The organism is Chryseobacterium sp. CH25 (assembly GCF_004119455.1).
Classification (GTDB): Bacteria; Bacteroidota; Bacteroidia; order Flavobacteriales; family Weeksellaceae; genus Chryseobacterium.
In genome coordinates, this window is the sequence record NZ_NRQT01000004.1 from 407220 (window position 1) to 426644 (window position 19425).

Consider the following 19425-nt stretch of genomic DNA (forward strand, 5'->3'; position numbering starts at 1 on the left):
CTATTTAAATAGGCTGATATCTCTTGCCTGTTCTGTTAAAAAATCTTCTAACTCTTCTAAGTTTTACTTTAGACCGTTTTGAAAGCTTAAAATATTTGGTGACATTGGTAAGCAATACTCCCAGCAATATGATTGCCAAACCATACAATTGGCCTCCATTGATACTTTGGTTGGCCACAAGCCATCCTGCAATAACCGTAACAATAGGGTTAATGTAAGTATGGGTACTCACCAAGGCAGCGGGTTTTACGGACAACAGCCAAATGTACGACAAATAAGCGACTATCGATCCAAAGAAGATCAAAAACAGAACACCTGCCCAGGCTGATGTTGGTACGTTTGAGACCGAGAAATCAGTCCATTCCCCTCTGAATAAGGCAATAAGAAAAGCCGCTGTTCCTGCCACAATAAGTTGTTGGGCAATATTCATAAAAGTAGATTGTGATGCCGGATTCTTTTTGGAATATAAAGATCCTAAAACCCATGCAATAGAACTTAATCCCAATACCACAAAAGCAGTAATACGAAGTTGAGGATCAGCAGCAGCATGTGCCGCAGTTGAATTTACACTTCCTTTTAAGAAGAAAACCAATCCTACAAAACCAATCATCAAACCTATCGGAATAAATTTATCCGAAAAATAATACTTCCAGTTTTTCCTGTCGATGGCAATAAACCAGAAAGGTCCGGTTGCTATTGCTATGGCAGCCTCAGAAGCTGTTACATATTGTTCACCCCAGGCCACAAGACCTGTCCCTCCGGTAAGGATAAGAACTCCGGTAATTGCGTTTTTCTTCCAGTTGATAAGAGAATCAGCTTTTTCTCCTTTAGAAAGAAGATATCCAATCATCAGAATTCCTGCTACCAGAAATCTCAATCCGGAAAGAATAAACGGTGGGAAACCTTTCAAGCCAAATGAAATAGCTAAAAACGTAATCCCCCATATTACATAGATGTTTGTAAATGCCAATGGAACCAGCCATTTGTTTTTAGAATTGCTCATTTTTATTTTTTTAATGTTTTGGTTTTTAAATAAAAAAGGCCCTACAACTCGGTAGGGCCTTTGAAAGTATGTCATATTAAAAGTAAGGTCACCCACAGTATTCTTCATGCACAGGCATACAGATATCCTTCATCATGTTTTTAATGATGTGTTTTATTGTTGCATTATTCTTTGTTTCTGTGCTCATTTTATTTTATTTCCTGAATACGTTTGCAAATATATAATATAATTTCTATTAGTCTACTAAAAATATAGGGTTTTTGAATGTTAAATTATCATTAATGATTTAAATTATTGTTAATCAGTATATTGAGTGTCTTATTTTTTTGTTTTATGACATGGTTGAAATCTTATTTTCTGTTTTTTAATTCTTTTTTTATTGAAATGATCCATTTTAAGTGTTGTAGAAAAGATAAAATAAATTAAAATTTTTATGAAAAACGCAATATGTCTTTTAATTGAAAAGTAAACCAATAATCTGTAATAAAAGCCATAGCGAATATTTTTTTATCTGTTTTTAAAGTGTTGATTTATAGTATTAAATAAAATTTAACAATATTTATGATTAGACATTGATGATTAGTCATTAATTTTGAAATGTGAATTTTATTAATTTTAAATACATATCATATGAAACGTTTTGAAAACAAAGTCGCTTTTATTACAGGGGGAAATTCAGGAATAGGGAAAGCTGTTGCTGTTTTAATGGCCAGAGAAGGAGCAAAAATTGTTATTGCTGACCTTAAAGAAAATAAAGAAACACTGGAAGAAGTCCTGAAAGAAGGAACCGATGCCAAATTTATTGCCTGTGATGTATCCAATCATGAAGACGTAGAAAAGGCTGTCAATGAAACAGTAGAAGCATTTGGAAGTTTGGATATAGCCGTTAATAATGCAGGAATTGTAGACGCTTCTCCTATTCACGAAAAGTCTGTAGAAGAGTGGCAGAAAGTATTGAACATCAATCTGAGTGGCGTATTTTACGGAATGAAATATCAGATTGCCCAGATGAGAAAGCAGGAAACCGGTGGGGCAGTGGTGAATATGGGATCTATTATGAGCCAGGTGGCAGAATTTGGAATTGCTTCTTATGCTTCATCAAAACATGGGTTGGTAGGACTTACCAAAGTAGCTGCTCTGGAAAATGGAACCAACAATATTCGTGTGAATGCCATTGGTCCTGGATATATAGAAACTCCTCTGTTAATGGACAATGCAGCCCAAAATGCAGAGTACAGAACCTATATGGAATCTAAACATGCGATGAAAAGATTAGGAAAACCCGAAGAAATTGCAAAAGCTGTCTTATTTTTGGCCTCTGAAGATGCAAGCTTCTGTACAGGTGCTTATCTTCCTGTAGATGGTGGTTACCTGATACAGTAATTTAAAACAGAGAAATGAATACAAAAGATCTTAACGATATGCCTCTCCGCAGGAAACTCGGTATTAGTATGGTAGAAACCTACAATAATGTGTATGAAAAATCGCAGGAATTTTTTGCTGAATATGGACTCACTTCCCAGCAATACAATGTTCTGTCTATTCTACATGATGCAGGAACTCCAATGTCTACCTCGGATATTCTGAAGAAGATGCTGGAAAAAATGCAGGTGTTTCAAGGCTGGTAGACCGTCTTATTGTAAAAGATCTTGTAGAAAAAAGTGTGAACCCGGGTGATAAGCGTCTGATTGATGTAAAGCTTACAGAAAAAGGAGAAGAACTTTGTAATAAGGTTTCTGATGCACTTCCCAATGTAGATGCTGTTTATGAAAATTTAGCAGATGAAGAAGTGGAAACACTCATCAGCCTTTTATCAAAAATAGGAAAGAAATAGAGTGACTTAGGTTACTTATATCATGTTATTTTAAAAATCCGGTCGAGTGCCGGGTTTTTGCATTTATTAAACTAGTTAAATGTGCAGGATTCTCAGTCGGTGTAATTTAGCATCAAAATTAAAGAAATGGACAATAGAATATTAGGTCTGCATCATATCACTGCTATTGCAGACAACGCAAAAAGAAATTTAGATTTTTATACTCAGGTTTTAGGAGTAAGAATGGTAAAGAAAACCGTTAATTTTGATGATCCGGGGACTTATCATTTCTATTTTGGAAACGAAACCGGAACACCGGGAACAATCCTTACTTTCTTTCCCTGGGAAGGAATTGGAAAAGGTACTAACGGAAGTGGAATGGCTACTCATATCGGATATTCAATTCCGAAAGGAAGCCTGGAGTTTTGGAAAAACCGTTTGAAAAGCTTCAATGCAAATGTAGAGGAAGGTGATATTTTTGGTGAAAAAATGATTTCTTTTAAAGATCCGGACGGTCTTCAGTTGCAGTTTATAGAACCAGCTGGAGATGATAACAGAAAAGTATGGACTACTGATGATATCAAGGATGAAAATGCTTTAAAAGGATTCCATAATGTCACTTTGACCTTAAAAAGAGCAGAGCCAACCATCAAAGTTCTGACTGATCTTTTAGGCTATGATCTTCAAAAACAGGAAGGCGAACGATACAGATTTGCAACAGATGCAATTGATACAGCCAACCTTATTGATATTATTGAGAATGATAAAACTCCAACCGGAAGAAATGCGGCGGGAACCAATCATCACATTGCTTTCAGAGTAAAAGATGACAATGTTTTGATGGAATACCGTGAGAAAGCTTTATCTGCAGGATTAAGTATTACCCCAAAAATCAACAGAGATTATTTCTATTCACTGTATTTCCGTGAACCTGGAGGTGTTTTGTTTGAAATTGCAACTGATAATCCTGGATTCACAGTAGATGAACCTTTAGAAGAACTGGGCGTAAACTTAAAACTTCCGGCTCAATATGAAGGAATGCGTAGTAAAATAGAAGGTGTATTACCGAAGTTATCATAGATCATCACTTAGCCTTTATAAAGGAAGTACCTTTGAATAAAAATAAAAACATGGAAAGAACAGAAATCGTTTTAGAAGGAAGAAAAGGAGAAATTCAACTCTTTTCAGATGACAGAAAAGCTGGTAAAATGGATATTTCAGTGATTGGAAAGAAACTGACCGTATACCATACCGAAGTGGATCCCGAATTTGAAGGAAAAGGTTTTGCCAAAATATTATTGGAAAGACTGGTATCTTATGCAAGAGAAAATGATCTGAAAATATTACCGCTATGTCCGTTTGTACATGCCCAGTTCAAGCGCCATCCGGAAGAATATAATGATGTATGGTTAAGAGAAGAAGTGTAAATACTCATAGAAATTGAGAGGGAAAGATCAATAAAGTATTCCCTCTTTTACTTCTCTTTCTTCTTTGCCGATTCAACAACCTATTAATAAACCCCAAATTATGAACCTTATCACAGGACTGCACCACGTAACAGCAATTACAGGTAATGCACAGGAAAATATAGACTTTTATACAGGCGTTTTAGGACTTCGTCTGGTTAAAAAAACGGTTAATTTTGATTATTCGGATGTATATCACTTTTATTTTGGAGACGAATATGGAACTCCGGGAACCATCATGACCACTTTTCCATATGGGAAAGATCTGATTAATGGCAGACATGGAAAAGGAATGCTGAATACTACTGCTTTTTCAGTATCTATGGAAGCATTGGATTACTGGACAAACCGTTTAGATCAGTTTAATATTGCTTACAAACAGCCACAGCAAAGATTATCAGGTGAAGTTTTTATTTATCTTGAAGACTTTGACGGATTAGGACTTGAGTTGGTTTTTAATGAGAAGGATGAAAGAAAAGGGTACTATAACGGATACATTCCTAAAGATTATGCCTTAAAAGGAATTCACCACGTTGAAATCTGGCAGGATGCTTATGAAAGAACAGCAGCTTTGTTAACAACTCAGATGGATCATAAAGTAATCAGTGAAAGCCCTGACCGATTGAGATTAGGGACAGAAGATCTTCCTGGAAAATATGTAGACCTTCTTTCTACTCCTAATGCATTAAAAGGATTGGCGGGAAGAGGAACTGTTCACCATGTGGCTTTTGCAACTCCGGATGCCCAGACTCAGCTTGAAATGGTTGAGAGATTAAATGCTTTTGGATTGGAACATACTGAGGTGAAAGACAGAAAATACTTTACATCAGTGTATTTTAAAGAACCGGGAGGCGTATTGTTTGAGATTGCTACTTCAGGTCCGGGATTCGATGTGGATGAAGAAGCTGCATTTTTAGGAGAAGATCTGCAGTTGCCTCAACAGTTTGAAAAACGTAGAAATCGTCTGTTAGATGTTCTTCCAAAGATCGATTATCCAACAGAAAAATACAGATAGAGAAATAATGAGTCATATTTTAAATATAAAAACAGCAGGAATACCATTAAGACAGGCTAAAAAAGCTTTGATTATGGTTCATGGAAGAGGCGGAAGTGCTCAGGATATTCTGAGCCTTTCACAACATTTAAATGTAAAAGAGTATGCAATAGTAGCTCCACAGGCTTTGAATCATACCTGGTATCCATTGTCATTTATGGCGCCGGTAGATCAGAATGAACCTTGGCTGTCTTCGGCTTTGGAAATGGTGGAAGAAACAGTACAAGCCGTTAAAGATGCAGGAATTGCCGCTGAAGACATTTACTTTTTCGGATTTTCCCAGGGAGCATGTCTTACTTTGGAGTTTTTAGCTAGAAACGCTCAGAAGTTTGGAGGCGCAGTTGCTATTATCGGTGGAGTGATTGGTGATAAGATCAACCGTGAAAATTACAAAGGTGATTTTGCAGGAACTCCTGTTTTATTGGGAACCAGCAATCCGGATTTTCATGTTCCTGTAGAAAGGGTATATGCTACAGCCAATATTTTAAGAGAAATGAATGCTGAGGTAACGGAGAAAGTGTATGCCAATTTCGGACACTCGATTAATCAGGAGGAAATTGAATTGGCCAACTCAATCATATTTAAATAGGAAATATCAATGATAATCTCTCGCAGATTTCACAGATGACGCAGATTTTTATGCATCATCATCTGTGAAAATCTGTGCCATCTGTGGGGGAAAAATCTGCGAGATTTGCTCAGTCTGCGAGATGTAAGAAAAAAAAGTGGTGTTAAATTTAAAGATGAGATTCTTACAAAATGACAAAGTGTGTGGATAACCAAGGCGTTCTATTTGTCATTCCGTAGGAATCTATACAAAATATATAACGAACATTAATCCTTAGAATAAAACAATGAATATCACAAGAATCTTCAGCGATGAAAAAGGAGAAACTCATTTTGAAACCTTAGAAATTCCTCTTGTGAATCAGGGGGATATCGGTTTTCTTTCTGAAACTCTTGAGGTGAAAAAACTACAGTTCAGAATAGTTTCGGCAGACTACGATTATGATTTTCATTGTGCCCCACAAAAACAATATATCGTACTTTTGGATGGCGGAGTAGAAATAGAAACTTCACTGGGTGAGAAAAGGAAATTCCAGACAGGTGAAATTCTTCTGGTAGAAGATATTACCGGAAAAGGACATAAAACGAAGAATCTGGAAGCTAAAGAGAGACAATCACTGTTTATTTATATTTAAAATAGATGATATGCACCTATTCTTCAACGCTCAACAGCTAACTTTAAACATAGAACCATAAACCTTATAATGAAAACACTACATTTTTTAGTCATAGGAAAGAATCAGGAAATTCTGGATGTATTAAAAAGAATTATTGAAAACAATGAAGGCTGGACGGCTGAAATTCAAAGTGATGAGAACTTCTGCTATGAATATATCCGAGAAAATCATGTAGATATTGTCCTGCTGAGTTCAGGATTGGAGGAGCAGTTTGAAAAAGATATCAAAGTATTCTGTAGAGGATTGGATAAAGATGTTAAGGTAATTGATCATTACGGAGGTGGAAGTGGACTTTTAAAGAATGAAGTTTACAGTCTTTTTCCTAATTTGCATGAATAAATCATATTCCATGTTTGAAAACATTATCAAAAACATTACAAGATTCATCACCATCACATCGGAAGAAGAGAAAATATTTACAGAATTACTGGAGTGTAAGAAATTTCCAAAGAAGACAGTTTTATTAAGAGAGGGTGAAATTTGCCAGTTTGAAGGGTATATCCATAAAGGATGCGTGAGGATGTATTGTTTAGATGATAATGGAACTGAAGTTACTTTATTATTTGCCATTGAAGACTGGTGGATCAGTGATCTTACCTCTTTTCAGGAGCAGAAACCTTCCAAAGTTTATATTGAAACCCTGGAAGATTCAGAGATTTATATGCTGAATCCCACAACAAAAGAAAAGCTGTTAAACGAAATTCCTAAGTTTGAAAGGGTTTTCAGAATGCTGATACAAAGAAACCTCGCGACACTTCAAAGCCGATTGGTAGATACCATTTCCAAATCTGCCTCAGACCGATACCTTGAATTTATCAAAGTATATCCTTCCATCCCACAAAGAGTTGCACAATACTATATTGCATCCTATCTTGGAGTTTCAAAAGAATTTGTAAGCACGATCAGAAAACGTCTGGCCTCGAAAGAGAAATAGGTAATAGGTAATAGGTAATAGGTAATAGGTAATAGGTAATAGGTAATAGGTAATAGGTAATAGGTGGCGGCCGAATTTTTATAGAGATTGAAGATTCACTAGTATCAATAACATCTCTTATGATTTGGGTTTTTAAAATTCAAACAAAATAAAATCTGCACCATCTGCGAGAGCAACATTTCATCATTCATTAACTCCACAGAATAAAATTATTGGTGCATCCGTGGCCAATCTAAAGCTCATCAACACTACACAATTTTATCGGAGATAAAATCCTTGCGCCTTCCATCAGCCGCATTTAAAATAATCTTTCGCCTTCGCGTTTTCCAACAACTTCAATTATTCAATATTTATTTTGAAATAAAGCAATTTATTAAACTAGTTAAATGTCCAACCATTTTTACTGCCATACATTTGTCACATCAAAACAAACAAATAACAATTGAGATATGAACAGAAAAGATTTTTTAAAAAAAGGGTTACTCGGAACAGGAATGTTTGTAGCATCCGCTTCTCTGGGAAATACCATGGAAAACGAAATAGACGAAATTGAGCCACTAGAGCCCATAGGATATAATCACCTGCCTAATACAGACTCAAAAATTAAAGAAAATTCTGTTATTCATAAGGCTGATTCACGAGGAAAGGCAGATCATGGTTGGCTATTGAGCCAGCATACTTTCAGCTTTGCCAACTACTATAATCCTGAAAGAATGCATTTCGGGGTATTAAGAGTTTTGAATGATGACAGAGTAGAGGCAGGACGAGGCTTTGGAACCCATCCGCATGACAATATGGAAATCATCAGTATTCCTCTGGAAGGCGATCTGGAGCATAAAGACAGCATGGGAAATACAGCCATCATCAAAAGTGGTGATATCCAGGTGATGAGTGCCGGAACAGGGATTATGCACAGTGAGTTCAATAAAAACAGTGATCAGTCAGTTAAATTTCTTCAGATCTGGGTATACCCGAAAAAAGAAATGTAACACCAAGATACGATCAGATCACTTTGGATAAAACTCAAAGACATAATACATTTCAGCAGATAATCTCTCCCAATGCTGATGATGAAGGGGTTTGGATTCATCAGGACGCATGGTTTCACCTGGGAACTTTTGATCAGGGAAAAGAAGTGAACTATCAGATCCGTAAAAAAGGAAACGGAGTGTATGCCTTCATCATTAAAGGAAGCGCAGAAATTGAAGGCCAGAAAGTAGAAGAAAGAGATGGCTTTGGTGTATGGGATATTAAAGATTTAAATATAAAAGCGATACAAGAAAACACTGAAATTCTTCTCATGGAAGTTCCTATGACGATGTAGAATAATTTCAGACTCAAAAGAATAATGAACTGGTTTCATTAATATTGTTGATCCTGCCCTCTTTTTTTAAGGAGGGCTTTTGGTTTAAAACAATCTAAAAATGACGAAAATAGGTGCCATTTATAAACTTCATAACTTTCTTCCTTCATCTCCCGGCTTCAAACTAAATTAGCTAAATCCAAAAAAAATCCCGATTTTTGCACTCCTTCATTAAACCCGAGTTCATGAAATTATGTATTGCCGAAAAACCAAGTGTTGCCAGAGATATCGCCAAAGTATTAGGTGCTACCACATCTAAACAGGGCTATATGGAAGGGAACGGCTATTGCGTAACATGGACGTTCGGACACCTTTGTACCCTGAAGGAACCTCACGATTACGGTCCACAGTTCAAATCCTGGAACTTATTTTCATTACCCATTATTCCCAGCAGCTTTGGTATCAAGCTGATCCCGAATAAAGGAGTTGAAAACCAGTTTAAAGTGATTGAAAGACTAGTTGAGGAATGTGATGAGGTCATTAACTGTGGGGATGCCGGGCAAGAGGGAGAATTGATTCAGCGTTGGGTATTGCAGAAAGCAAAATGCAACAAACCCGTTCAGCGATTATGGATTTCTTCATTGACGGAAGATGCTATCAAAGAAGGTTTTGAAACCCTTAAACCAGCCGAAGATTATAAAAATCTTTACTTAGCTGGAAATGCCAGAGCTATTGGAGATTGGTTATTGGGAATTAATGCTACAAGACTTTTCACCAAGAAGTTTGGGGGAAATAAAGCCGTACTTTCCATTGGAAGGGTACAGACTCCTACGTTAGCCATGCTGGTTCAGCGTCAGAAAGAAATTGATGCCTTTACTACAGAAGAATACTGGGAACTGAAAACCAAGTACCGTGATGTAGTTTTCAACGCAGCTATTGATCGTCTGAAAACATTAGAAAGAGCAGAAAAAGGATTGGAATACCTTAAAGTAAACCCGTTTGAGATTGTTTCTTTCGAAATTAAAGAAGGAAAAGAAAAGAACCCAAGACTTTTCGATTTGACCGGATTGCAGGTAGAAGCCAACAAAAAATACGGCTATTCAGCGGAAAATACACTGAATTATGTGCAAAGTCTTTATGAAAAGAAGCATGTAACTTATCCACGTGTTGATACCACTTACTTATCAGATAGTTTATATCCGAAAATAGAAGGCATTCTTAAAAAAATGTATCCATATCAGGAATTAATTGCTCCTTTACTGGAAGCTCCGATTCCAAAATCAAAAGCAGTATTTGATGATACCAAAGTAACCGATCACCACGCGATCATTCCTACGGAAATTCCACCTTCTCAAAACCTGAGCAGGGAAGAAAAACTGATCTATGACCTGATCGCAAAACGTTTTATCGCTGTTTTTTATCCTGAATGTAAAATTTCAAATACACTGGTAGAAGGAAAAGTAGGAACTATTCCTTTCAAAACCAGCGGAAGACAGATTCTGGAACCGGGATGGAGAGCCGTTTATTCTAAAGAACCCAAAGAAGAATCTACTGACAAGGAAAAGGAAAAAGAGGAAGAACAGACCATTCCTGAATTTATTGTAGGAGAAACCGGGCCGCACGATCCGATGATCCACCAGGGAAAAACCACTCCACCAAAACCTTATACGGAAGCAACCTTGCTGAGAGCAATGGAAACCGCTGGAAAACAGGTTGAAGATGAAGAGTTACGAGAAATGCTGAAGAATAACGGGATTGGAAGACCATCTACCCGTGCGAACATCATTGAAACGCTTTTCAAAAGAAAATACATTGAAAAGAAACGAAAAAACCTGATTGCCACCCAAACAGGAATTCAGCTTATTGATACCATTGAAGATGAACTTCTGAAAAGCCCGGAACTTACCGGAGAATGGGAATCCAAACTTCGTAAAATTGAAAAAGGAGAGTATGAAGCTAATCTTTTCAAAGAAGAACTGATCCAGATGGTCACAGAACTTACCGATAAAGTAGTATACGGAAAAGGAAAAGTCATTACCCTGCAGGACGAAGAGAAAGAAGAAGTAAAGGAAAAGAAAAAAAGAGAACCTGCACAGAAAAAAGAACTTCAGTCCTGGGAAGAAACCAATTGCCCGAAATGTAAAGAACACAATCTGATTAAAGGAAAAACTGCGGTTGGATGCTCTGATTTTAAAAACTGTGGGTTTAAAATTACGTTTGAAATATTTGGTAAAAAGCTTTCTGATAAACAGCTTTTAGATCTTGTGTTAAAAGGAAAAACCTCCAAACTGAAAGGTTTCAGTACTCATCCGGAAGGTCTGGTAGAAGGAGTTCTTTCTTTGACGGATGATTTCCAGGTACAACTTAATTAATATATCAATGCATAATCTTTTATCATAACCTTTGTCATTCTGACGAAGGAAGAATCTCAGTATCGTTACCTTACTTAGGCTTCAAATAACAAACTTTTCTAGTGGAGAATACGGGATTCGAACCCATGGCCTTTTGACTGCCAGTCAAACGCGCTGTTAAAAAACAAAATGTTCAGGTATCCTATATACTAATTTGCAGTAAACTTTTTCGGAGATTTTCCGGTAATCTGAGTGAATTTTCTGTAAAAATATTCCAGTGTATTAAACCCGGATTCAAAACAAATATTTTTAATCCCAATTTCCGGATTGTTGATTAATAACTGTTTAGCATGTTCTATTCTCAACTGAATAATATATTCCACGGGAGTACAGTTGTAAGAATGTTTGAATTTTTTAAACAGATTAGCCTCACTCATTCCTGCTAAGGAAGATAACTTTTTGATCGTAATAGGCTCTCTGTAGTTTTGTCTGACAAAATGAACCACTTCCTGAAGTCCGTTCTGTACATTTTCTGTTCTGTCAGAGTGGAGTAGAATATGTTTGGCATTAGTTTTCATCAGCTCGTAAATCAATTCCTTAAGACTCAGGTTCAAAAGAAAATCGGAAGTATTGTAAATGCTTTCATCCACTCTTCTGTTGTACAGATTAGTGAGACTTCTCCATAAAGACTCATCCGAGCTTACAAACTTTTTCACGGCATTTTCCTTCATCATAATTCCTGTTCTGTCCCAGTCGGGATGCCAGTTTTCAATAACTTCATGAAAAACACTGTCAATATATTCCTGTTCAATATTCAGCACCAGGCATTTAGTGGGTTCTTTGAAATCAGGGTGGATATCTATACTCAGTTCTTTATTACAGGGCGGGATGAAGACACTTCTTTCATTAAACTCAAAAGTTTCCTCTTCACTACGGATGATTTTATTGCCACTCAGCATAAGTGTAATGACAGGTTTTTCAAAAAAGAAAGGAAAATTATAACATACTACATTCGTCTCAAATACATTCAATTCACCATAAGGAATGCTGAAAACGGTTCTTTCTTCGATCTTTTCCATAGGATAGAGTTTAGGTTAAAAAAAATAGAGAATAAGTAAATGAATTATACCATGTTTTTGTCATTTTCGAATTGTTTAAAATACAAAATATTTAAAATAATGGAAACAACATCGTTAGAAAAAGAAAAATCTCCTTCAAATACTGATTTTTTATCTCTTAATCCCTCTACTTTAGAGGTTATTGGTAAAGTGAAAAATACTTCCCGTGAAGAAATAGATGTCATCATTGAAAAAGCAAAAAAGGCCCAAAAACTATGGGCTGCAAAGCCGGATGCTGAAAGAAAAGAGATTTTATTAAAAGTAGCAGACGCTTTACAAAGCAATTCAAAACATTTGGCGGAATGGATTACCAAGGAGCAGGGAAAACCGCTTAACGGAGCGGGTGCCAACTTTGAAATACAGGGCTGTATAGGCTGGACTCAGGTGCCGGCATCCCTGGATCTGCCTGAAGAAATTGTTTTTGAAGATGAAACCCGAAAAGATATACTCTACAGAAATCCCATTGGAATTGTTGCTGCCATTGCACCCTGGAACTGGCCGCTAATGATTGCGATCTGGCAGATTATCCCATCATTGAGAATGGGGAATGCTGTGGTAATAAAACCTTCAGAATATACAACGTATTGCAGTCTGGAAATGATAAAAGTAATTAATTCTGTACTTCCTGAGGGTATTTTACAGGTAGTTACTGGAAAAGGAGACGTAGGAGCCTATCTTACAGGCCATCCGGAAATAGGGAAAATTATGTTTACCGGTTCTACGGCAACCGGGAAAAAAATCATTGAAACTTCCGCTAATAATATGGCACGTCTTACGCTGGAATGTGGCGGAAATGATGCCGGTATTATTGTACCCGGGCTTGATGTTACCAAACATATAGAAAACATCTTCTGGGGAGCTTTTCTGAATATGGGGCAAACCTGTGCCTGCTTAAAAAGATTATATGTACACGAAGATGATTATGAAAATGTAGTTCAGGCATTGGCAGACTATTCTTCCCATATTCCAATGGGAAATGGAGCGGATGAAAACGTAGTTCTGGGACCTGTACAAAATAAAATGCAGTACGATAAAATACAGGATCTTATTCATGATGCAGAAAACACAGGAGCAGACTTCCTGTTCAAAGGCCAAAAGCCTGATCTGGAAGGCTATTTTATACCTGTAACCCTCATTGGAAACGTTGATAATGGTGATAGAATTGTTGACGAAGAGCAATTCGGTCCTGTCTTGCCTGTCATAAAGTACAAAACATTAGAAGGAGCCATCAGCAAGGCTAATGATTCAGAAAACGGATTGGGAGCTTCTGTCTGGAGCGATGATATTGAACAGGCTCAGAAAGTAGCCGCACAGCTGGATGCAGGAACAGTCTGGATCAATCAGCACGGAGCAATTCATCCGTTTGTCCCTTTCGGAGGAGCAAAACAGTCCGGTTATGGCGTAGAATTCGGAATTGAAGGATTAAAAGCGGTAACCACTCCCAAAGTAATCAGCATCAAAAAATAACCCTTTAAATTAAACCTCATGAAATACGATTTTATAATTGTCGGTTCCGGTTCAGCAGGAGCTGTCATTGCTAACAGATTAAGTGAAAATGAAGATATAAACGTACTGCTGTTAGAAGCAGGTCCGAATGATAAAGTAAGTGAAGTGCAGGAACAGGCTGGTTGGCCCGCCATCTGGAATACAGAAAGAGATTGGGCTTATCATACCGTTGCACAGGAATATGCAGGCGGAAATACAAGATATTGGCCTCGTGGAAAAACCTTAGGTGGATCAAGTTCCATCAATGGAATGATCTACATCAGAGGACATCAGCAGGATTATGATCATTGGGCTTATAACGGATGTGTGGGCTGGGACTGGGAAAGTGTGCTGCCTTACTTTAAAAAATCAGAAACTCATGAAGATGGAGGAGATGATACCCATGGTGGTGAAGGACCTCTTTTTGTAAGCCGCATCAAACGTCCGAATGCCATTTCAATAAGTGCTATTGAAGCATGTAAAGAATTAGGTTATCCATTAACGGATGATTTTAACAGAGAAATCTGGGGAGCGGGTCTGAATCATCTCAGTGTAGGAAAAGATGGCAAAAGGTGTTCTACAGCCAAAGCGTTCTTAGATCCTGTTTCATCACGGTCTAATTTGCATATTCAAACTGATGCACTGGCTCAAAAACTGATTTTTGAAGGTGATCAATGCGTAGGTGTTCAATATATAAAGAATGGAAAATTACTGGAAGTTAAAGCAGATAAAGAAGTGATTGTGTCCTGCGGAACAATAGAATCTGCAAAACTGCTTATGATTTCAGGGATTGGAGATAAAGAAGAGCTGGAGACGGTGGGAATTTCAGTGGTAAAAGACCTGAAAGGTGTTGGAAAAAACCTTCAGGATCACCTTTTAACAAGTGTTATTTTTAAAGCAAAAAAAGACATCCCTGCTCCTGAAGCCAATTTACTGGAAGCACAGCTCTTCTGGAAAAGCAAAGAAGAAATGGCCTTTCCCGATCTTCAGCCTTTATTTATGGGACTTCCTTATTACAGTCCGGGGTTCACCGGTCCTGAAAATGCATTTACATTCTGTGCCGGATTTATCAGACCAGCCAGCAGGGGATATATTAAATTGACATCTTCAGATCCGGATTCACCGCTGGAAATCAATCCAAGATACTTATCCGAAGAATCTGATCTGGAAGCCCTTTATCAATGTGTGGAAATCTGTAGAGAAATGGGGCGCACAGAAGCCATGAAAGAATGGAATGATGGTGAAATTTACCCTGGAGAAGGTAAAATAAAAGACGAGGTGATCGATTATATCAAAAAATCATGCTCCACTTATCATCACATGACCGGAACCTGTAAAATGGGTATAGACAGCCTTTCTGTGGTTGATCCGAGATTAAAAGTATATGGTGTAAAAGGCCTTCGTGTAGCGGATGCTTCCATTATGCCGGATGTAGTTTCCGGGAATACCAATGCTCCTACCATTATGATTGGAGAAAAAGCAGCAGATATGATTAAAGAAGATTATCATCTGAAAGAATCCGGAATAAAAGGAAAGTTATCGTTAGTTTAAATAGGGTTTGAAACTCAGAAACAGCCACTTCATCAATTTTGAGGTGGCTATTTTCCTTTTGGTGATGAATATGATGTAAATTAATATCATAGAGAACTGTTTATACATCCGTAGAAAAATTCAATCCTTACCTTTGTTTAAAATAAAATTCATGACCCCAGAAAAAAAGAAACTCATTACAGACAGCTTTGACCGTTCAGAAACACTGAAATTTTATCAGGCAGAACTTCTGGAAGTAGAAACTGATTTCGTATCGATCAAGATTCCTAAAATGGAAATGATGACCAGAAAAGCAGGCATGTTCAACGGAGCAATGATTGCTTCTTTGGTGGATGTTTCCTCAGGATATGCTGCGGTGAGCCATTATCCGGAAGACTGCTATGTGGTAACCGTTGAATTAAAAGTGAATTACCTGCGTCCGGCGATGGGAGATGCTTTGGTATCAAAATCTTATGTCATCAAGGGAGGTTCAAAGATCAGTGTCATCAGAACAGAAATTTATGTGCAGAATGAAGGCTCAGGCTCAGAAAGTCATGTGGCTACTTCATTAGTAACAATGATGAAGATTAAATAACACTTTTTAAGGTTGTACTGTGCAAAATCTTCCATAAATAAAGGGTTTGAAGAAAATTTTTTCACAAAAATGGAATGGCTTTTGCTCCATACACCCCATAACTATTAAAAAATAACGAAATGAACTTAATTATCCGTTTGTTTGTCACCGCAATTGTGGCATACCTTTTAACTAAAGTTTTACCGGGAGTACATTTTGAAGGATTTTCGTCCGCGATTATCTTTGCCATTGTACTTGGGGTTTTAAACATATTTGTAAAGCCTGTTTTAAGCCTGTTCGGGCTTCCGCTTACCATTCTTACCTTAGGATTCTTTGCGTTGGTTATTAATGCCGGAATTATCCTGATTGCTGATTATTTCATAGACAGTATGGTAGTTGATGGTTTCTGGTGGGCCTTTATTTTCAGTATTTTATTATCAATCGTAACTTCTCTGGCGAACTCAATGTTCTCAGATGGAGATTAATGATGAGACAAAATAAAAATAGAAAATTCCGTTGGTGTTGTATCAACGGAATTTTTTTTGAGTTTAGGTATTGGAGAATGAGGGATTTTGGCTGTTCACCCCCTTATTAAGAGTCTTAACCTTCTCTACTTTTCGATATTTTCTTTATACCACTAATTTTAATGTTAATTCTTTCGGTAATTTTTATTTTAAATATTAACTTTGGCAATCTTTGAATTTAATGAAAGGATTTGATGAAATCAGTGTGGTTTTGCAGATCTGCTAAAAATGAATGAACATATGAAACTTAAGTACAGTCTGCTGGCTCTGGCAGCTCCGCTTTTAATGAATGCACAACAATTAATGACGCCTGAAATTCTTTGGACTTTGAAAAAAGTGGGAGTACAGGCAGTTTCACCGGATCAGGCATCCCTTATTTATAAAGTAGGACAGGTAGATCTGAAAACAGAAAAAACAAAAAACGAGAACTTCTTTCTGAATGTTCTTAGTCAACAGGCTTCTAAAATCGATTTCGGTAAAAAAGCATTGATCCAGTGGGATAAAAACGGGATCTATGCGCAGGAAGGAGATAAAATCTATCTTTCAAAAGATGCAGGGAAAACCTGGTCAGAATTCTATACGATTGGTGAAGTTGACAATATCGTTATTTCTCCGGATGGAAAAAGAATTGCTTTCAGTAAGCAGGTGTTGGTAGAAAAATTAATGGGGAAAGACAAATACAGTGATACTCCTAAAACTACCGCTCAGGTATATACAGATCTTAACCATAGACACTGGGACTACTTCAACGAAGGAAAATATAATCACGTATTTGTAGTAAACACTTCAGATAAAGTAGAAGTGGCTAAAGACCTGTTAGAAGGAAAAACATGGGATTCTCCTCAAAGACCTTTCGGTGGGGCTGAAGACTTTGTCTGGAGTCCGGATTCTGCACAGCTTTTATACGTTACAAAGCCTAAGAGCGGTAAAGAATATGCAACCAGTACGAATACGGATATCTTTGCTTATGATTTAGCTACAGGAACTACGAAGAACCTTACAGAATCAAACAAAGGATACGATATCAATCCAAAATTCAGCCCGGATGGAAAATCTCTGTTGTGGCAGAGTATGGCGAGAGATGGATATGAAGCAGATAAAAATGATGTGAAAATCTTAGATTGGAAGTCAGGTAAAACGACTAATCTTACTGCTGGTTGGGACGACAGTGTTTCAGGAGATGTACTTTGGGGTACAGATTCAAAAACGATCTATTTCACAGCCGCTTACAGAGGAACTAAGCAGCTTTTCTCTTTGGATTCAAAATCTGCAAAAGTACAGCAGATTACCAAAGGAGATTTTGATGTGAATGAAGTTTTCACAGATAATAAAACTTCAGTAATCGTAGGAAGAACAGATGTAAACCATGCTACAGAATTATTCTCTGTAAACCTTAAAAACGGGGAGATGAAGCAGGTTACTGAAGCCAATAAAGACATTTATGCTAAGTTAGCACAAGGAAAATCTGAGCTTAAAATGGTAAAAACTTCGGATGGTAAAGAAATGGGCGTATGGTTCCACTATCCACCGAACTTTGATCCTAATAAAAAATACCCAACATTGGTATACTGCCAGGGTGGACCACAATCTGCATTAACACAATATTTCAGCGTAAGATGGAACTTTGCTTTAATGACAGCGAATGATTATATCGTAGTGGCTCCAAACAGAAGAGGAATGCCGGGATGGGGAACAAAATGGAATGAGGAAATCTCAAGAGACTGGGGTGGACAGCCAATGAGAGATTATCTTGCAGCAACAGATTATGCGAAAACATTACCGTATGTAGACGGAGACAGAGTAGCAGCTGTAGGAGCAAGTTATGGAGGATACAGTGTATTTATGTTGGCTGGAATCCACGAAAACAGATTCAAAACATTCATTGCTCACGACGGATTATTCGATATGAAATCATGGTATTTGACTACTGAAGAACTTTGGTTTGCAAACTGGGATATTGGTTCTCCATGGGAAAAACCACAGCCAAAAGCATACACAGAGTTCAACCCAAGCAACTTCGTAGAGAAATGGAACAAACCAATCATGATTATTCAGGGTGGAATAGATTTCCGTGTACCTTATGAGCAAGGACAAGAAGCTTTCCAGGCGGCAAAACTAAGAGGGTTAAAATCTAAAATGGTTTACTTCCCGAACGAAAATCACTGGGTACTTCATCCGCAAAACGGATTGGTATGGCAGAGAGAATTCTTCGACTGGTTAAAAGAAACATTGTAAGAAACAATATATCAATAGAAGCGGGCTTTAGCCCGCTTTACTTATAATAAATAGCTCCATTGGCTTTAGCCAAAACTTAAATAAGAATATATTTTAAAATCTGCTTTATCGGCAAAATCTGCGAGAAATAAAATCTTTATATTTGAATATGCAAAACCGTATTTCATCATTTCCACCCCTTATTGATGACCAATCTGAAATTTTAATCCTGGGTTCCATTCCTGGAGTAAAATCCCTGGAAATGCAGCAATATTATGCCCATCCTCAAAACAAATTCTGGAGAATCATCCTCGAACTGCTGAATGAAAAATTTACAGAAGATTATTCCAAAAGAATTGAAACTTTAAAGAAACATCATATTGCCCTTTGGGATGTTATTGATTCCTGCGAAAGAAAAGGAAGTCTGGATTCTGAGATTAAAAATGAAGAAGCCAATCAGATTGATGAACTTTTGGAAGAGCACCCGAATGTGAAAGCGATCTTCTGTAATGGTGGAAAATCGTATAAAAACTTGCAAAAGCTTTTAGGAAAAAATTATAAACTTCCCATTTTCCTAATGCCATCCACGAGCCCGCTTCATACTATTTCTTTTGAAAGAAAATTTGAGGAATGGAAGAGGGTTTTAGAGTTTATAGGGTGAGAGAGTGTTAGTATAGGTGGGATTTTAAGCTTTTAAAAATTTATATCTGACTCATAAAAGTAAAGATTCCTACGGAATGACAAAGTGTGCAGATAATTTAAACGCTCTGTTTGTCATTCCGTAGGAATCTCAATATTGTATTTTGACAAGT

19 protein-coding genes and 1 pseudogene are annotated in these 19425 nt (G+C 37.2%); 18 read left to right on the forward strand and 2 right to left on the reverse strand.

Annotated elements, in window-relative coordinates:
* Positions 1 to 4: 4 nt before the first annotated feature.
* Complete coding sequence (locus tag BOQ64_RS12565; protein ID WP_164975800.1) at positions 5 to 1003, reverse strand: EamA family transporter; 999 nt, start codon at positions 1001 to 1003, stop codon at positions 5 to 7.
* A 630-nt stretch (positions 1004 to 1633) separates the two neighbouring features.
* Here BOQ64_RS12565 and BOQ64_RS12570 point away from each other — a divergent pair.
* The 12 genes and pseudogenes from BOQ64_RS12570 to BOQ64_RS12620 all read left to right on the forward strand — a co-directional run bounded on the left by BOQ64_RS12570 (position 1634) and on the right by BOQ64_RS12620 (position 11189).
* Positions 1634 to 2386 carry an SDR family NAD(P)-dependent oxidoreductase gene (locus BOQ64_RS12570; protein WP_129055727.1) on the forward strand — a complete coding sequence of 251 codons (753 nt, stop codon included), beginning with the start codon at positions 1634 to 1636 and terminating at the stop codon, positions 2384 to 2386.
* A 14-nt stretch (positions 2387 to 2400) separates the two neighbouring features.
* On the forward strand, positions 2401 to 2631 hold the full coding sequence (locus BOQ64_RS12575; protein ID WP_129055729.1) for a hypothetical protein: 231 nt from the start codon (positions 2401 to 2403) through the stop codon (positions 2629 to 2631).
* Positions 2632 to 2666: 35 nt separating this feature from the next.
* Positions 2667 to 2837, forward strand: coding sequence for a hypothetical protein (locus BOQ64_RS23105; protein WP_164975801.1), 171 nt, complete (start codon positions 2667 to 2669; stop codon positions 2835 to 2837).
* 126 nt (positions 2838 to 2963) lie between these two features.
* Positions 2964 to 3896, forward strand: a complete 933-nt coding sequence (locus BOQ64_RS12580; RefSeq protein ID WP_129055731.1) for a ring-cleaving dioxygenase — start codon at positions 2964 to 2966, stop codon at positions 3894 to 3896.
* A 50-nt stretch (positions 3897 to 3946) separates the two neighbouring features.
* On the forward strand, positions 3947 to 4243 hold the full coding sequence (locus tag BOQ64_RS12585; protein WP_129055733.1) for a GNAT family N-acetyltransferase: 297 nt from the start codon (positions 3947 to 3949) through the stop codon (positions 4241 to 4243).
* Between the two features lie 100 nt (positions 4244 to 4343).
* Positions 4344 to 5297 carry a ring-cleaving dioxygenase gene (locus BOQ64_RS12590; protein WP_129055735.1) on the forward strand — a complete coding sequence of 318 codons (954 nt, stop codon included), beginning with the start codon at positions 4344 to 4346 and terminating at the stop codon, positions 5295 to 5297.
* Positions 5298 to 5304: 7 nt separating this feature from the next.
* The gene (locus BOQ64_RS12595; RefSeq protein WP_129055737.1) at positions 5305 to 5925 is read left to right on the forward strand and encodes an alpha/beta hydrolase; all 621 of its coding nucleotides are present in this window, start codon (positions 5305 to 5307) and stop codon (positions 5923 to 5925) included.
* A gap of 265 nt (positions 5926 to 6190) precedes the next feature.
* Positions 6191 to 6538 carry a hypothetical protein gene (locus BOQ64_RS12600; RefSeq protein WP_129055739.1) on the forward strand — a complete coding sequence of 116 codons (348 nt, stop codon included), beginning with the start codon at positions 6191 to 6193 and terminating at the stop codon, positions 6536 to 6538.
* Positions 6539 to 6607: 69 nt separating this feature from the next.
* Positions 6608 to 6919 (forward strand): hypothetical protein, encoded by a 312-nt coding sequence (locus BOQ64_RS12605; protein ID WP_129055741.1) that lies wholly within the window; start codon positions 6608 to 6610, stop codon positions 6917 to 6919.
* A 10-nt stretch (positions 6920 to 6929) separates the two neighbouring features.
* Positions 6930 to 7514 carry a Crp/Fnr family transcriptional regulator gene (locus BOQ64_RS12610; protein WP_129055743.1) on the forward strand — a complete coding sequence of 195 codons (585 nt, stop codon included), beginning with the start codon at positions 6930 to 6932 and terminating at the stop codon, positions 7512 to 7514.
* A 449-nt stretch (positions 7515 to 7963) separates the two neighbouring features.
* Positions 7964 to 8838, forward strand: a pseudogene (locus tag BOQ64_RS12615) (pirin family protein).
* A 224-nt stretch (positions 8839 to 9062) separates the two neighbouring features.
* Complete coding sequence (locus BOQ64_RS12620) at positions 9063 to 11189, forward strand: type IA DNA topoisomerase (RefSeq protein ID WP_129055745.1); 2127 nt, start codon at positions 9063 to 9065, stop codon at positions 11187 to 11189.
* Positions 11190 to 11377: 188 nt separating this feature from the next.
* Here BOQ64_RS12620 and BOQ64_RS12625 read toward each other — a convergent pair whose 3' ends face one another.
* Positions 11378 to 12247, reverse strand: a complete 870-nt coding sequence (locus BOQ64_RS12625) for a helix-turn-helix domain-containing protein (RefSeq protein WP_129055746.1) — start codon at positions 12245 to 12247, stop codon at positions 11378 to 11380.
* A gap of 99 nt (positions 12248 to 12346) precedes the next feature.
* Between BOQ64_RS12625 and BOQ64_RS12630 the strand changes: the two genes are divergently transcribed.
* From BOQ64_RS12630 to BOQ64_RS12655, 6 genes are all read left to right on the forward strand, one after another.
* Complete coding sequence (locus BOQ64_RS12630) at positions 12347 to 13753, forward strand: aldehyde dehydrogenase family protein (protein ID WP_129055748.1); 1407 nt, start codon at positions 12347 to 12349, stop codon at positions 13751 to 13753.
* Between the two features lie 18 nt (positions 13754 to 13771).
* The gene (locus BOQ64_RS12635) at positions 13772 to 15322 is read left to right on the forward strand and encodes a GMC family oxidoreductase (RefSeq protein WP_129055750.1); all 1551 of its coding nucleotides are present in this window, start codon (positions 13772 to 13774) and stop codon (positions 15320 to 15322) included.
* A 151-nt stretch (positions 15323 to 15473) separates the two neighbouring features.
* A complete protein-coding gene (locus tag BOQ64_RS12640; protein WP_129055752.1) occupies positions 15474 to 15896 on the forward strand; it encodes a PaaI family thioesterase in 423 nt (140 codons plus the stop codon).
* A gap of 119 nt (positions 15897 to 16015) precedes the next feature.
* Positions 16016 to 16360 (forward strand): phage holin family protein, encoded by a 345-nt coding sequence (locus tag BOQ64_RS12645; protein ID WP_129055754.1) that lies wholly within the window; start codon positions 16016 to 16018, stop codon positions 16358 to 16360.
* A gap of 279 nt (positions 16361 to 16639) precedes the next feature.
* Entirely contained in the window at positions 16640 to 18634 is a 1995-nt protein-coding gene (locus BOQ64_RS12650) for a S9 family peptidase (RefSeq protein WP_129055756.1), read from the forward strand.
* Between the two features lie 148 nt (positions 18635 to 18782).
* A complete protein-coding gene (locus BOQ64_RS12655) occupies positions 18783 to 19274 on the forward strand; it encodes a DNA-deoxyinosine glycosylase (protein WP_129055758.1) in 492 nt (163 codons plus the stop codon).
* Positions 19275 to 19425 lie beyond the last annotated feature (151 nt).